The 15,436-nt window shown below is 36.6% G+C and carries 11 protein-coding genes; 9 read left to right on the top strand and 2 right to left on the bottom strand.

Annotation, left to right across the window (positions count from 1 at the left end):
- The first annotated feature begins 79 nt into the window (after positions 1-79).
- The 7 genes from ACFOW1_RS12490 to ACFOW1_RS12460 all read left to right on the top strand — a co-directional run bounded on the left by ACFOW1_RS12490 (position 80) and on the right by ACFOW1_RS12460 (position 10,394).
- A complete protein-coding gene (locus ACFOW1_RS12490) occupies positions 80-499 on the top strand; it encodes a DUF5946 family protein (RefSeq protein ID WP_379014679.1) in 420 nt (139 codons plus the stop codon).
- A 130-nt stretch (positions 500-629) separates the two neighbouring features.
- On the top strand, positions 630-1,196 hold the full coding sequence (locus tag ACFOW1_RS12485) for a dihydrofolate reductase family protein (protein WP_379014678.1): 567 nt from the start codon (positions 630-632) through the stop codon (positions 1,194-1,196).
- A gap of 74 nt (positions 1,197-1,270) precedes the next feature.
- Positions 1,271-1,636: a glyoxalase gene (locus ACFOW1_RS12480; RefSeq protein ID WP_379014676.1), complete on the top strand. Its 366-nt coding sequence runs from the start codon at positions 1,271-1,273 to the stop codon at positions 1,634-1,636.
- A 171-nt stretch (positions 1,637-1,807) separates the two neighbouring features.
- Positions 1,808-4,627, top strand: coding sequence for a TonB-dependent receptor (locus ACFOW1_RS12475; protein WP_379014675.1), 2,820 nt, complete (start codon positions 1,808-1,810; stop codon positions 4,625-4,627).
- Positions 4,628-4,694: 67 nt separating this feature from the next.
- Positions 4,695-5,594, top strand: a complete 900-nt coding sequence (locus tag ACFOW1_RS12470; protein ID WP_379014673.1) for an SAM hydrolase/SAM-dependent halogenase family protein — start codon at positions 4,695-4,697, stop codon at positions 5,592-5,594.
- Positions 5,595-5,756: 162 nt separating this feature from the next.
- Entirely contained in the window at positions 5,757-6,854 is a 1,098-nt protein-coding gene (locus ACFOW1_RS12465) for a DUF4407 domain-containing protein (protein ID WP_379014672.1), read from the top strand.
- A gap of 105 nt (positions 6,855-6,959) precedes the next feature.
- A complete protein-coding gene (locus ACFOW1_RS12460; protein ID WP_379014671.1) occupies positions 6,960-10,394 on the top strand; it encodes a hypothetical protein in 3,435 nt (1,144 codons plus the stop codon).
- Here ACFOW1_RS12460 and ACFOW1_RS12455 read toward each other — a convergent pair whose 3' ends face one another.
- Both ACFOW1_RS12455 and ACFOW1_RS12450 read right to left on the bottom strand, forming a co-directional pair.
- Positions 10,395-11,549 carry a hypothetical protein gene (locus ACFOW1_RS12455; RefSeq protein WP_379014670.1) on the bottom strand — a complete coding sequence of 385 codons (1,155 nt, stop codon included), beginning with the start codon at positions 11,547-11,549 and terminating at the stop codon, positions 10,395-10,397.
- Between the two features lie 109 nt (positions 11,550-11,658).
- Positions 11,659-12,390: a pyridoxine 5'-phosphate synthase gene (locus ACFOW1_RS12450; protein WP_379014669.1), complete on the bottom strand. Its 732-nt coding sequence runs from the start codon at positions 12,388-12,390 to the stop codon at positions 11,659-11,661.
- Positions 12,391-12,687: 297 nt separating this feature from the next.
- Between ACFOW1_RS12450 and ACFOW1_RS12445 the strand changes: the two genes are divergently transcribed.
- Positions 12,688-14,526 (top strand): UbiD family decarboxylase, encoded by a 1,839-nt coding sequence (locus ACFOW1_RS12445; protein ID WP_379014668.1) that lies wholly within the window; start codon positions 12,688-12,690, stop codon positions 14,524-14,526.
- 129 nt (positions 14,527-14,655) lie between these two features.
- Entirely contained in the window at positions 14,656-15,381 is a 726-nt protein-coding gene (locus ACFOW1_RS12440) for a murein L,D-transpeptidase catalytic domain family protein (protein ID WP_379014666.1), read from the top strand.
- Positions 15,382-15,436 lie beyond the last annotated feature (55 nt).

Genomic DNA, 15,436 nt, shown 5'->3' with positions numbered 1-15,436 from the left:
CATATCGGTCATTTAAAGTTAACATTTTTGTCAACTTTTAAATGAGCGAGATTCAGGGGAGCTTACATACTAAAACAACATGATATTAAATGAACAATACCACGAATTGGCATTTTACACTTTATCGCTAGGCGATAAGCAGTTTATTCATCAGCATTTGGTAGATGCCTACTCAGCGCAAATGGCTACCAATACTACTAAACCAATTACCATACTATTTGCATTGGCAGGTTTGTATTTAATGGTAGAAAAAGACTATACGGGTAAGCAAGTACAACTTGCGCACATACAAATGGCAAAACGATATTCAACACCTATAAACATTGCCTTGCCTAAAGAAAGAGGCAGCCTTACCATTTCTGATGTTTTAGCTATAGCACCAGGTAAAGACAGAGACGCCATGATAGTGCAATGGTGTGTAAGTGTTTGGGCTGCCTATAAACAAGTACACCCGATAATTATAGAAACTACCCACCAATCATTGGGTCGCGTGCTTTAACAGGCGGTGTGATATCAAGCAGTGCGTAAGCAAGCCAGTAAAAATTGGTGGCACAACCACCATTGTACAGTTGCAATTACTAGCTATTATTACCTGTAGTGTTAATTATTTTGCAGCATAACACTAATTTATGAGACGAGTGGTTTTACAAATGCGGATATCGGTAGATGGTTTTGTGGCGAACTTAAACGGCGAAGAAGATTGGGGTGTACCGCCCGATGACAAAGTATTTAACTTGATAGATAGCTTGCCAGATAAGGCAGATACATTGCTAATAGGTAGAAAAATGGCAGAAGGGTTTATACCGCATTTTGAAAATTTTCCTGCTGACCATCCTAAAAGTGCCTTTGCACAAAAAATGGTAAATCTTACCAAAGTGATATTTAGCAATACGCTTACAGCACCATTTGGTAAAAATGCAACGCTTGCACAAGGCAGTTTAGCAGCAACTATTACTGAATTAAAGCAAGCAGATGGTAAAAACATATTGGTATATGGCGGTGCCAATTTTGTATCGGCATTAATTGCAGGTGGGCATATTGATGAATTTTACCTATTGGTAATGCCCGTAATGATGGGTAAAGGCATACGTATTTTTGATTTGCTAGAAAACAGGCATGCATTAACCTTATACACTGCTAAAGCTTTTAATAATGGCATTAGCTTATTGCATTATGGTTTAAAACATGGTGCTTGATGCCTATTTGTTTGAGAGAATGCCACACTACTAAATACATATTGGGGTAAAATATTAAAAATAACCACTTCGCAATGCTAAACAACGCAACTTCTATCAGACCATTTATTGGGGCTAAAAACTTTAAAGAGTCAAGTAATTTTTATAAAGATTTGGGTTTTGAAGAAGTGGTATTGTCTACTAATTTAAGTTTATTTAAAACCAATAGCATTGCTTTTTATCTGCAAGATGCTTATGTAAAAGATTGGGTAGATAATACCATGGTATTTGTAGAAATAGCCGATGTAGCCGCTTTTTGGCAAAGGTTAGTAACACTGCATATAACAAGTAAATATCCCACCGCCAAGATAGTGCCCATCAAACAGTTAGCTTGGGGCAGCGAGTGTTTTGTACACGATCCTTCAGGTATATTATGGCACTTTGGGACATTTAAGAAATAACAGATATTGGGCCGACAATATCATATTCGTTAAATATTTATGTAGGCGTTTCGTTGTAAATTTCTAAGTTTTTCTGATGTTGATTGTTTATTTTCTAACCAATGTTAATTTAAAGTAAACAAAATCCAGTAATTTTCAATTACTTTGTGGCATCAACCAAAAAACGCATATATGCATAAAACAAAACAACTATTACTTATTGCAATCGTCATCGTGTGTAGTATCGGTCAGTTATTAGCACAATCTACAATAAATGGTAAGGTTACCGATAGTAAAGGTGCGCCTATTGAAAATGCCACTGTAACGTCTCTAAGTAGCAAAGCAAAAGCAATCACTAATAAAGATGGTATTTTTACAATATCTGCAGTGCAGAATCAGTCTATTGAAATTAGTTCTATTGGATATAAAACCAAAACAGTTGTTGTTAAAGGCGCTTCAGTAAATATAGTATTAGAAGCGGCTGCGGTTAACTTAGAGGAAGTGGTATTAGTAGGTAGTAGAAAGGGTGGTCGTGTAAAAACTGAATCGCCTGTGCCTGTAGATGTAATTAATATTAACCAAGCGGGTGTACCTACGGCAAAAATGGATTTAACCTCTGTGTTAAACTACGCAGCACCATCGTTTAACTATAATAAACAAAGTGGAGCAGATGGTGCCGACCACGTAGACCTTGGTACGTTGCGTGGCCTTGGTCCAGACCAAACTTTGGTATTAATTAACGGTAAGCGCCGCCATCAAACAGCTTTTGTAGCCTTATTTGGTACAAGAGGTAGAGGAAATTCTGGTGTAGATTTAAATGCTTTTCCGCAAGCGGCCGTAGATCGTATTGAAATTTTGCGCGACGGCGCCTCTGCGCAATATGGCTCAGACGCCATGGCAGGTGTTATTAACTTAATTTTAAAGAAAAATACCAACCAGTGGTCAATTAATACAGGCTATAGTGGTTATTATGATTCTAAATTTAATGCCCAAAATTTCAATCAAACCAATCAATATTATGCTGGCAATAAATTAGATGGCGGTACTTTTTCATTCTCTGCCAATAATGGTGTAAATATTGGTAAAAATGGTGGCTTTATCAATGTGTCAGTAGACTTTTTAAACCAAGGCAAAACGTTCCGTGAAGTAGGTACTGATAATTGGCAAACAAACAGCTATGCATTACCATCACCCAATACGGGCCGCCGTGCCTTTGGCGACGGTTCGGTAACCACAGTAGGAGTGATGTACAATATGGAAATTCCTACTAGTGCTAGTAAAAAAACTACGTTTTATTCTTTTGGTGGTTATAACTACAAAGCATCAGATGCTTATGCCTATACCAGAAATTGGAGTGCAAGGCCCGACCGCTTTCCTGTAAATGCTAGTGGTGCTCTTATTTTCGATCCAAACATTATGAAAGTAGCTACTGGTAATGGTTTGGTAGATACGTTTTACAATCCGCATATTCAAACCCATATTAAAGATGTGTCTTTAGCGGCTGGATTAAAAGGCGATGCAGGTAATGGTTGGGATTGGGATTTGAGTAATACCATTGGTAAAAATGATTTTCATTATTTTGGCGATAAAACCTACAATGCATCATCTATAGGCAATATTTCTAAAACCCATTTTGATGATGGTGGGTTTAATTTTTTGCAAAACACACTTAATCTAGATTTTAGTAAATCTTTTAAATCTGTAGCGCAAGGCTTAAACCTAGGTTTGGGCGCTGAATATCGCTATGAACAATATCAAATTTATAAAGGGGAAGAGGCATCATATATTGCCTATTCAAATACGTTGGGCCAAGCTGCTGGTGCGCAAGGTTTCCCAGGCTTTAGCCCGTCAGATGTTGTTTCTGCCAATCGCTCAAACGTAGGTTTGTATGTGGATGCAGAATTGAATGCCACTAAAAAATGGTTATTAGATGGTGCTATTCGTTTTGAAAACTATTCCGATTTTGGCGCTGTGAGCACTTTTAAATTGGCTAGCCGCTACAAGGTAACTAGCAATTTTAATTTAAGAGGTTCTATTAGTACAGGTTACCGCGCCCCATCATTACAGCAAATTAATTTTAGCAATACGCTTACGTCTTTCAGCGGTGGACAATTGGTTCAATCAAGAATTGCTAATAATAACGATGCTGTTACAAAATCGGCCGGTATTCCAAGTTTAAAACAAGAAACTTCTGTAAATAGTAGCATTGGTTTTAGCTGGAAAGCTGCTAAAAACCTAACATTTACAGTAGATGGTTATATGGTAAAAGTAAAAGATAGAATAGTATTATCTGGCTTGTTTAGTGCCGGCGATCCAACCTTGCCAGCGGCATTTACCACAGCATTAAACGCCATTAATGTATCTACAGCACAGTTTTTTGCCAATGCGGTTAATACCACTAACTATGGTGTAGATATCGTAGCCGATTACACTAAAAAATGGGGTAATAAAAGCTTCAAAGTATTATTGGCAGGTAATATTCAAAATATGACTATTGATGATATACATGTGCCTACTGCTTTAAGTAGTACCACACTAAACAAAAAAACATTCTTTAGCGATAGAGAAGAGGCCTTTTTAAAAGCTTCTGCACCTAATAGTAAGTTTACCCTAAACTTAGACTATACGGCTGGTAAAATTGGCATTGGCACACATATCACAGCTTTTGGTACTGTGAAACTGATGGGTTATGGCGCCGCTACAGCTGATAATCCTAACCAAACTGGTATTAACCCTGTGGTACCTACCGACGCAAACGCGAATGTATTTGTGCCAGAAGTATTTAATTATAATTCAAAAGTTGTAACTGATATTTATGCTTCTTATAAATTTTGCAAAGCAGCAAGTATATTTATAGGCGCGGATAATTTATTTAATGTACATCCAGATTTAGGTGTTAATCAACAAGCGAAAAATTGGGCTGGTGATAACGAATCTGGCGGTCCTTGGGATTCTGTGCAAATGGGCTTTAATGGTTTACGTTTGTTTACCAAATTGGTACTTAATTTTTAATAGTAAATAATTTTCTATTATTTTAGCCGGAGATTTTCTCCGGCTTTTTAATGTCAAATTTTATTATATGAAGCAAATTGTAATAGTAGTAAGTAGTATATTCTTAATAGTACTTGGCGTAGCTGCACAAAATAAAATTGTTGTATTTCAATCAGATTTTGGCTTAAAAGATGGAGCGGTATCGGCTATGAAAGGCGTGGCACTAGGCGTAAATAAAGACTTAAAGCTATACGATGTCACCCATGAAATACCAGCATATAATATTTGGGAAGCAGCTTATCGATTAGAACAAACGGTGCCTTACTGGCCAGCAGGAACGGTATTTGTTTCGGTGGTAGACCCTGGAGTTGGTAGTAGTAGAAAATCGGTTGTGGTAAAAACAAAAACGGGGCATTTTATTGTAACACCAGATAATGGTACCTTAACATTAATTGCTGAAAGCCTTGGTATTGTTGAGCGCAGAGAAATTGACGAAACGGTTAATCGTAGAAATGGCTCGCAACAATCTTATACGTTTCATGGCCGTGATGTATATGCATATACCGCTGCAAGATTGGCGGCTGGTGTTATTACCATGGCACAAGTGGGTAAATTATTGCCTCCAAGCGAAGTGGTTAAAATTGGGTATCAAAAAGCAACTCTTGAAGATGGTATTTTAAAAGGTAATATTGCCATTTTAGATATACAGTATGGAAATGTTTGGACAAATATTCCTGCGGATTTATTTAAGCAGATGAATATTGGTTATGATACAAAACTTCGGGTAAAAATTTATCATAATGGCATATTTGTTTTCTCACAAGAAGTACCCTATGAAGCTACTTTTAGTGCTGTACCTGTTGGTAAACCATTATTATATTTAAATAGTTTAATGAAAGTATCTGTAGCATTAAATCAAGAAAGTTTAGCGGATAAATACCATATTGGTAGTGGCAGCGAATGGAGTATTGAAATTTCGAAGCTATAGAATTATAAGTAATATCTGGTTATTTAAAAAAGCTGCTACCATATGGTAGCGGCTTTTTTGTTAACTAAACCTTATTTTGTGTATAAGCAGATACTTTATTTAGCATAGTACCATGGTAAGTATTAGATTTGTAAGAATTAACAATGCCAACCACCCATTTTTATGCGCAAATTCTTATTATTCCTATCAAAAACCGATACTTCAGTTATTGAAAAATGCAATGAAGCTACCAAAAATAGTCAAGCATCTTTAGGCTTTTTTGTGCTGTTAACTGGCGTTTTGGCTTTTATTTCGGGTAGTTTGGCTGTGTCTAATCTGTTTATTAATGCCGATGCAATAACTGGCAAACCGCAAATGGCAGTTGTTGGTTGGTTATTTTCTGGCATCATCGGTTTGGTGTATGCAACCTTAATAATGGCTATTGACAGAGAAATTGTGGCTGCCTCTACTAAATGGGCAGTGGTATTAAGAATTCCTTTGGCAATTATCATCAGTTTAGTCATTTCGGTGCCAATTGAATTACAATTGTTCGATGCCAGAATTACCAAGCGGTTGGTAGACAATATGCGTATTGAAAACAAACAAATGGCTGAAAAAGTACACCAAAAAATGGTGCCTTTTGAAAGTCGAAGAGATACTTTACAATCCATAAAAAATGCTGCATTAAGAGACCGTACCAATTGGGGTAATATTATGGATATTGAAGTGGTGGGCACTTTACGTGATGGTAAACAAAGACCAGCAGGTAAAGGCAACGCCTATAATTCTGCCAAAAGCAACAAGGAAGCAGCCGAAATTTTAATCAATAGAACGGATAGTGAATTGGTAAAAATTCAGCAACAAATTGCAGGGCTACAAACGCAAACTGATTCTACGGTAAAAGTGGATAGAATTGGCCAATCGTATGATTTATTATCAAAATACACTGCTTTGCAGGAAGTAAAAATGGTTGATAAAACTGGTGCTGCTAGTACGATGAGTTTGGGCATAACCTTATTATTTCTGCTATTTGAACTTATTCCTTCTATCATGAAATTGTTGCTGCCAAAATCAGAATATGATATTTTAATAGACATTAGACGAAATCTAAATATCAATACTGCCAATAAAATATTTAACGAAGCCAATGCAGAATACAACGGCTTAAATATTGATAGCATTACTGCAAGAAATCCTGTAATTATCAAAAAAGTGTTTCAATCGCAAGGCGATGTTGCGCCAAACGATTTACCAAAGGAAAAAGCAGCAACATCGGTCTAGTATTCTTTGTCTCATGCATCATTCTGTTCAAATACTCAATCTTATCGTAAGTCTATCGTTATCATTGCATAAAATTGAGTATTTCTGCGTAAAGCTATCGTCATATTGCTAGGTTGTTGTTTTGTTTGGCTAAATATAAATGCCCAATTATCTAACCTTACCACCAAAAAAATTGCAGCAAAAGGTGTGGTTAAAATTGATAATAAAACCATTGTACCTAATTCGGTTTTTATCAAAAATATTGATACTTCTTTCTATACTCTCAATGTGCAAAAAGGGGAATTAATTTGGCGTAAGAGCGTTGCTTCCGATAGTGTAACCATCACCTACAGAACTTTGTCATTGGCTTTTAATAGTACCGCAAGCAGGTTTAATTACGATAGTGTAAAAAACAATTTTTTAGCACCACAACCATTTATTTTCAATAAAAATAACCAGCAAAAAAATGGTAATGGTTTGTTCGATTTTGGCACCGTAAACTATAACGGTAGCTTCGGTAGAAGTTTAAGTTTTGGTAATAATCAGGATGCGGTTTTTAACTCGCAGTTGAATTTACAAATTAGTGGGTTTATAGGCGATAGCATACAAATTGCAGCTGCCATTACCGACAATAATATTCCCATACAGCCCGATGGTACAACGCAGCAATTAAATGAATTTGACCGTATTTTATTACAGTTTAAAAAACGTGATTGGGAACTGAATTTAGGCGATATTGATATCAGACAAACAAGTGCTTATTATCTTAATTTTTACAAACGCTTACAAGGCGTATCATATGCGCAAACAAGTAAAATAAGTAAACAAAGCACTAATAAATTACTAGTGAGCGCCGCCATTGCCAAAGGGAAATTTACACGTAACGTTTTTCAAGGGCAAGAAGGTAACCAAGGGCCGTACCGGCTTACAGGGGCCAATAACGAGCTATATTTTGTGGTTTTGGCAAATACAGAACGGATATTTATTGATGGTGAATTAATGCAACGCGGCGAAGATCAAGATTATATTATTAATTATAATACCGCTGAAATAACATTTACACCCAAGCGGATGATTACCAAAGACAAGCGCATTCAAATAGAGTTTGAGTATGCGGATAGAAACTATTTAAACTCGCTGCTTTATGCTAATGATGAATTTGAGTGGCAAAAAAAATTAAAGGTAAATATTGGAGTATACAGCAATAACGATGCAAAAAATTCGCCCATCAACCAAACCCTTGATACCAAACAAATACAGTTTTTAGCTAACCTTGGTGATAGTGTCCAAAATGCTTTTTATCCAGTAGCAAGCATTGATACTTTTTCGGCGTCTAAAATTTTATACGCCCGCATTAAACTTAGTGGTAGCAACGATTCTATCTATTATTATTCTACTAATAAAGATAGCGCCAAATACAGTTTAAACTTTATAGACGTAGGTACAAACAAAGGTAATTATATACCATTGCTAAATAATATTAATGGCAAAGCCTATCAATATATAGCACCAATTAATGGCATACCACAAGGCAATTATGAGCCTGCAACCTTTTTGATAACACCCAAAAAGCAGCAATTGGTTAATCTCTCTACACAGTATCAGTTGAACGACAAAACGGTGTTGAAAACCGATATGGCTTTGAGTAATTACGACGTTAACACCTACTCACAAAAAGATAAAAACAATAATACTGGCTACGCTACAAAATTTCAACTAGAGCGAAAAGGTGTGTGGCATATTGTGAATAAAAAAGTACAACTCAATACTAAACTTGGCTACGAATACAACGATGCCAATTTTAAGCCACTTGAGCGATTAAGAACCGTAGAATTTACAAGAGATTGGGGACTAAATTTGCTCAATAATGCTGCTTCAGAAAGTTTGCCATCGGCAACAATAGAAATAAAAGATGATAGTAGTAATACGCTAAAATACACCGCTGCTGGTTATTTTCGGGGGGATGGTTATAGTGGTTTTAGGCAATCACTTTTGCATCAACATAACATTAAAGGCTGGCAAATTACTAGTAATTTTAATTTAACCAACAATAATACTGCTATAAGCAAAGGCTTTTTTTTGAGACCAAGTATTGCTCTCAATAAATTAATACCTCACTTTAAAAATTTTCAAATTGGTGGCAGCTATGCATTGGAACATAATTTGCAAAAAAGTACTACCAGTGATACTGTGAATGCGGCAAGTTTTGCATTTGAAACGATTGCCGCATATATAAAAAGTGATCAGCAAAAAAATAATCGTTGGACGTTATCATATAATACACGTAATAATAAATTACCCTATAATCAAACCTTATTAGCTACAGATAGAAGTCATAATTACAATTTGCTAATAGAACTTTTACAAAATAAAAAGCATCAATTTAAAGGTAATATTACCTATCGGCAGTTGCAAGTAATCAACGAAAAAATCACTAATCTCAAGGCAGATAATAGCTTGCTAGGAAGAGTAGAGTATATCATTAACGAATGGAATGGTTTTGTAACTGGTAATACTTTGTACGAAATTGGTGCTGGGCAAGAACAGAAAAAAGATTTTTCTTATATAGAAGTACAAGCTGGCAGGGGGCAGTATACATGGAATGATTATAATGGCGATGGTATTCAACAATTAAATGAATTTGAAATTGCCCAGTTCCCAGACCAAGCGAAGTTTATACGAGTATTTACGCCTACGAATGTGTTTGTGAAGGCTAATTATACCCAGTTTAATTATAGTCTTTTATTGAGCCCGCGCGCATTGACAAATACCATAAAAAATAAGCACTTTAAAAATATCATTACGCGTTTTAGTGCACAATCTGCTTTGCAGGCGAGTAAAAAAATATTGGCGCAAGGCAATCCAGAGTTCAATCCATTTACAGGTAAAATTGCTGATACGGCTTTAATTAGCTTGTCGCAAGTATTCACCAATACACTATCGTTCAATCGCTTTAGCAGCAGTTGGGGTATTGATATAAGTAATACATCTAATTATTCAAAAAGCCTTTTAACCTATGGCTTCGAGAGCCGACAACTGAACGAGTGGACATTTAGAGGTAGGGTGAACATCAAACGGACCTATACAATAGAAATACTACAAAAAGTAGGTAGCAACAATTTGCTAACGCCCAATTTTGCCAATAGAAACTACGCCTTGAATACGTTTAGTAGCGAACCTAAATTTACTTATATTAATAGTACTAAATATCGTTTGCAAACAAGTTATCAATATTTGCAAAAAACCAATAGCGTTTTATATGGGGGCGAAAAATCTGTTACAAACTCACTTAATATAGAAGGTAAATACAATGCTGTGCAAAACACTAGCCTGACCGCCAAATTCACTTACAGCAATATCTCTTATTTAGGCGCAACCAATACTACTGTTAGCTACATTATGCTAGATGGATTATTGCCTGGTAAAAACTATTTGTGGAATATTGAATTTACCAAACGGTTGATTAATAACCTAGAAATAAGTTTTAGTTACGAGGGTAGGAAGCCTGGTGAAACACGCACTATTAATACTGGTAGAGCATCTATCAGAGCACTTTTATAATTATTTTTTGGGTGGTGCTTGGTACTCCAAAATCACTTTTGCATTTTTTTTATCATCTGAAGTGATGTTCACTTCATAACGCTTTTTCCCAGCAGTAATTACCATCAAGGCCGTATTCGGAGGCGTGTCGCCAAGGTTTTCAGCCACTGTAATCAGCTCGTATTTTGGGTTTTGCTCGTCTAAATGAACCATTAAAGTGAGTGGTTTTGTATCTAATCTACCTCTGTTTATAAGCACTTGGTTATTATGATAAACAGTAATGGTATCATTATCCACCTGACCATTGTCGTAGTAATCAATTCTCACTTCTTGTTGGTCTACAATCAAGGTTTTTTGGAGATTGTTTTCTCTTTCTAATAAAACTTTTGGCACTTTAGCAGCGGGTTCTATTTTTTTATTTTGCGGTATTATTGGCGCTACTACGCTTGGTTTAACAACCGTATCTACTGTTACAGATTTCTGAGTCGCTTTCAGAGTATCATTTTTAGCAATGACAAATCCTTCCGCGCCTGGTTTTATTTTGGGTAAACCCGATTGTGTACCATTTTTAAGTTCAACTTTAGTGGTTGTTTTTGGTGTAGTAGGCAAGTTACCAGATAATCCTTTTTTACCGTTTGCTGATGCGACTTCTGTTGATTTTTTTGTAGTAGCTGACGGTTCCTTTTTCTTCAATAAAAAAGGTTCTTTTTCAAATTCTGTGGTGGTAACTTTTTCTAAAAAAACAGTGCCAGAACCGCAATCTGTATTTTTTTCACTAATGCTGGTGTAAGTGCCTGTTAAAGTTTCTTTGCCATTCGTTTCTGAGTAATCTAAATAGCAAGTCATTAAACAGGGAGCGGTATTATTAGTAACTTTAAGTTCTAACATTTTCACCTCTTTTACAATGAGGTTCTTTGTTTTTTTGGTGTAAATGCCTTGTAATGCTGCTTTACCGTAAAATACGGTTGTTTTATACGAATAGGTAACCCCTTCAATACCATTATTGGCAAGATTATTTATTTGTATTTCATATTTATATCGATCTTCAGTAGGCCTGCCTTTAATAAGATCAAAATCCTTTTGGATAAAATGGCCACGCCAAATTCCAGTAAGATTTTGAGTCTTACCGGAAAAAAATGACAGTAAAAAAATGAGTGAAGTAAAAATTAATCTCATATACTTATTCGATGGTGCAAATTACATATCTGTTACATTAAAGAAGCGTTAAAGATTGTTAAAACATCGAAAAGTATGGGTAATTGGAAATAATATCATAATTCGTGTATTAAAAATTAAGTTGCCTTTTGTACAACTGTACCGCATTTTCATAACCCATGTACAAGGCATCGCACACCAACGCATGACCAATACTTACCTCATCAAGCCAAGGTATTGTTTTAGCAAAATATTGTAGGTTATGTAAGTCTAAATCGTGGCCGGCGTTTAAACCTAAACCTAACTCTTTGGCTTTTAATGCTGCCGATAAATAGGGTTCAATTACTTGTTGCCTTGTATCCAAGGTAGCTGCTTCGAAGCCTTTTGCATAGCCTTCTGTGTACAATTCAATTCTATCGGTACCGGTTTGCGCAGCGCCTTCAACCATTTCAATTATCGGGTCTACAAAAATGGAAACTCTGATACCTGCATTTTTAAAAACGTTTACAATATTTATTAAATAGTTTTTATGTGTAATGGTGTTCCAGCCGTGGTTACTCGTTATTTGCCCCAATGCATCTGGTACAAGCGTTACTTGATGAGGTTTTACAGCAAGTACTAGGTCTACAAATTTTTGCTCTGTAGGATTACCTTCTATGTTAAATTCTGTGGTGATGATGGGCATAATATCGTGCACATCTTGATAAGTAATATGTCGTTCATCGGGTCTAGGGTGTACCGTTACCCCATCTGCACCAAAGCGCTGTGCGTCTATGGCAGCTTGCTTTACATTAGGATTATTACCACCGCGACTGTTACGTATGGTCGCAAATTTGTTGATATTTACACTCAGCTTCGTCATGCTGCAAATGTACTATGCAAAACGTTTCTAGTTCTTGCTTGCCATTTACTAACTGAGATATTTATGCCGTACGCTACTTGATGCAGGTCGGGCTGTTCGTTTTAAACCCTCACACAAAGCTTTAAAAATTTCCTACCTACCCAAGTCAAATTTGCTGCTTAGGAAAATAATTTTCCTAGGCAGCAAATTATCTTTTCCTACGTAGCAAATTTTAGATCTTAGTAATACCCTTATTTTTCATCTACGCAGCTTAGCTTTGATGCCCAACTATTTGTCTAAAAAGCTGTTAATTATTACATGTCGTATTCATCTCTAGAATCTTGCTTACTCGATTTAGAAAAAAACAACCAACTCGTTCGCATCAAAGAAGAAGTGGATCCATTTTTAGAAATGGCAGCTATTCATCTGCGCCTGTACGAGGCAAAAGGACCCGCTATTTTATTTGAAAATGTAAAAGGCTCAAAATTTAGAGCTGCGTCTAATATTTTTGGTACGCTAGACAGAAGCAAATTTATTTTTAGAGATACATTTAAATTGGTGCAGCAGCTTATCGATTTAAAAGGCCATCCAATGGAAGCCTTGAAGCACCCATTTGCAAATATTGCCACAGGTTTGGCTGCTTTAAAAGCCTTGCCTTTGAAAAATCCTATTAGCAAACCAGTACTGTATCAGCAAATTAATATTTCCGATTTACCATTGATTCACCATTGGCCAATGGATGGTGGCGCTTTTGTAACATTACCACAAGTATATACGGAAGATGCCGACAAACCAGGTATCATGCAATCGAATCTTGGTATGTATCGGATTCAATTAACTGGTAATAATTATGAATCAAACAAGGAAATTGGCTTGCATTACCAACTGCATCGTGGTATTGGTATTCATCAAACAAAAGCCAATAAAAAGGGTTTGCCCCTGAAAGTAAGTTGTTTTGTAGGGGGGCCGCCATCACATACGTTGTCGGCTGTAATGCCTTTGCCAGAGGGCATTAGCGAAATGACTTTTGCAGGTGTTATTGGTGGTAGAAGATTTAGATATACGTATGAGGATGGATTTGCAGTAAGTACCGATGCTGATTTTGTAATTACAGGCGAGGTTTATCCGAACGAGAACAAACCTGAAGGTCCTTTTGGTGACCATCTAGGCTATTATTCGCTGCAGCATGATTTTCCATTAATGAGGGTACATAAAGTATATGCTAGAAAGAATGCGATTTGGCCATTTACAGTGGTTGGTAAGCCACCACAAGAAGATACCAGTTTTGGTGAACTCATACATGAATTGACAGGCGCTGCTATACCACAAGAAGTGCCGGGCTTAAAAGAAGTTCATGCGGTAGATGCTGCAGGTGTGCATCCATTGCTGCTAGCTATTGGTAGCGAACGCTATACACCTTACACTCCAACCAAGCAACCTGCTGAAATCTTAACCATTGCCAATCATGTGCTTGGTACAGGGCAATTGAGTTTGGCGAAGTTTTTATTCATTACAGCAGATGATACCAACCAATTAACCACCCATAATGTACAGCACTTTATGGAGTATTTGTTAGAACGAATAGACCTTACTAGAGATGTGCATTTTTACACCAATACGACTATTGATACACTTGACTACAGCGGTACAGGCTTAAACACAGGCAGTAAAGTAGTGTTTGCCGCCTACGGCGAAAAATTGAGAGAATTGTGTAAAGATGTACCGCAATGCTTGAAAGAATTACGAGGCTTCGAGAATCCAAAATTGGCGATGCCAGGTGTGATTGCTTTGCAGACAAATAAGTTTACCACTTACGAAGCCGCCCATGACGAAATGGAAACCTTAAACCAACAACTCGCAACTTACAACTCACAACTCACTAATACGCCTTTTATCGTCATATGCGATGATAGCAGTTTTGTCGCCGAACGTATTGGTAATTATTTGTGGGTAGCTTATACCCGTTGTAATCCAAGTCACGATATTTATGGTATTAATGCTTTTACAGAAAACAAACATTGGGGCTGTCGCGGACCACTCTTAATTGATGCGAGAATAAAACCTCACCATGCACCACCTGTAGAAAAAGTGCCTGAAATTGAGAAAAAAGTAGATAGACTTTTTGAAAAAGGTGGTAGTTTATATGGTGTGTTATAATTGTTAAACTTTTGTGTTCAAGTACCAAAATATACCATTCACACGTTTGATGCCTATATTCGCTCCTCTTAAAACAATATCAACGTCGTCTGCCTATAGCCAAATAATTTACTTAAAGTTATCAAGAACATGCAGATACAGGATTTTACAAAATGGGGGTTGTTAGCTTTTGTAATGGCATTTACTTTCAACCGAGCAGCCATTTCTTCAACCGAAAACCACACAACAGTACTCGCTACTACGTACATTAAACCCGATTCTACACAGTGGTTTTTGTATGATAGTTTGCAGTTAAACCTCAAAGGCTTATCTAAAGAAGCGTACAATTATGCGTTATCGGGCTACAATAAACTCTTACAAGCAGGTAAAATTAAAAACGACCAAACGCTTACCATCATCGATTTTAGTTTGCCGTCTACCGCCAAAAGATTGTTTGTTATCGACCTTAAGCTAGGTGAGGTATTATTTAACACCCTAGTATCGCATGGCAAAAACTCAGGTAAAGCCATTGCTTCTCAGTTTTCTAATAAGGCCAATAGTTACAAAAGCAGCTTAGGCTTTTATATTACTAGTAATACTTACATTGGTAAACATGGCTTATCGCTGCGCTTAGAAGGCGAGGAAAAAGGTATTAACGACAATGCATTACATCGAGGTATCGTCATGCATTGCGCCGATTATGTTACAGAGGATTTAATTAATTCACAAGGCTATATAGGTAGAAGCGAGGGCTGCCCCGCAGTACCGCCACAAGAACACGAAGCTATTATTAACACTATAAAAGAGGGTAGTTGCTTATTTATTTACTGCCCAGTTAAGCAATACCTTGCGAAATCTAGATTGATAGAAGGCTAGAAGCCCGCCAAACATATTATTGCCACAAGTACGCAAGACAAGATTTATCTATATC

This window comes from Parasediminibacterium paludis, assembly GCF_042651445.1.
Lineage (GTDB): Bacteria > Bacteroidota > Bacteroidia > Chitinophagales > Chitinophagaceae > Parasediminibacterium > Parasediminibacterium paludis.
This window is presented reverse-complemented; position numbering and strand designations above follow the sequence as displayed.

Excerpts from the sequence above, each read along its gene's own strand:
- ACFOW1_RS12490 (WP_379014679.1), top strand. The coding sequence starts at position 80 with ATGATATTAAATGAACAATACCACGAATTGGCATTTTACACTTTATCG.
- ACFOW1_RS12485 (WP_379014678.1), top strand. The coding sequence starts at position 630 with ATGAGACGAGTGGTTTTACAAATGCGGATATCGGTAGATGGTTTTGTG.
- ACFOW1_RS12480 (WP_379014676.1), top strand. The coding sequence starts at position 1,271 with ATGCTAAACAACGCAACTTCTATCAGACCATTTATTGGGGCTAAAAAC.
- ACFOW1_RS12475 (WP_379014675.1), top strand. The coding sequence starts at position 1,808 with ATGCATAAAACAAAACAACTATTACTTATTGCAATCGTCATCGTGTGT.
- ACFOW1_RS12470 (WP_379014673.1), top strand. The coding sequence starts at position 4,695 with ATGAAGCAAATTGTAATAGTAGTAAGTAGTATATTCTTAATAGTACTT.
- ACFOW1_RS12465 (WP_379014672.1), top strand. The coding sequence starts at position 5,757 with ATGCGCAAATTCTTATTATTCCTATCAAAAACCGATACTTCAGTTATT.
- ACFOW1_RS12455 (WP_379014670.1), bottom strand. The coding sequence starts at position 11,549 with ATGAGATTAATTTTTACTTCACTCATTTTTTTACTGTCATTTTTTTCC.
- ACFOW1_RS12450 (WP_379014669.1), bottom strand. The coding sequence starts at position 12,390 with ATGACGAAGCTGAGTGTAAATATCAACAAATTTGCGACCATACGTAAC.
- ACFOW1_RS12445 (WP_379014668.1), top strand. The coding sequence starts at position 12,688 with ATGTCGTATTCATCTCTAGAATCTTGCTTACTCGATTTAGAAAAAAAC.
- ACFOW1_RS12440 (WP_379014666.1), top strand. The coding sequence starts at position 14,656 with ATGCAGATACAGGATTTTACAAAATGGGGGTTGTTAGCTTTTGTAATG.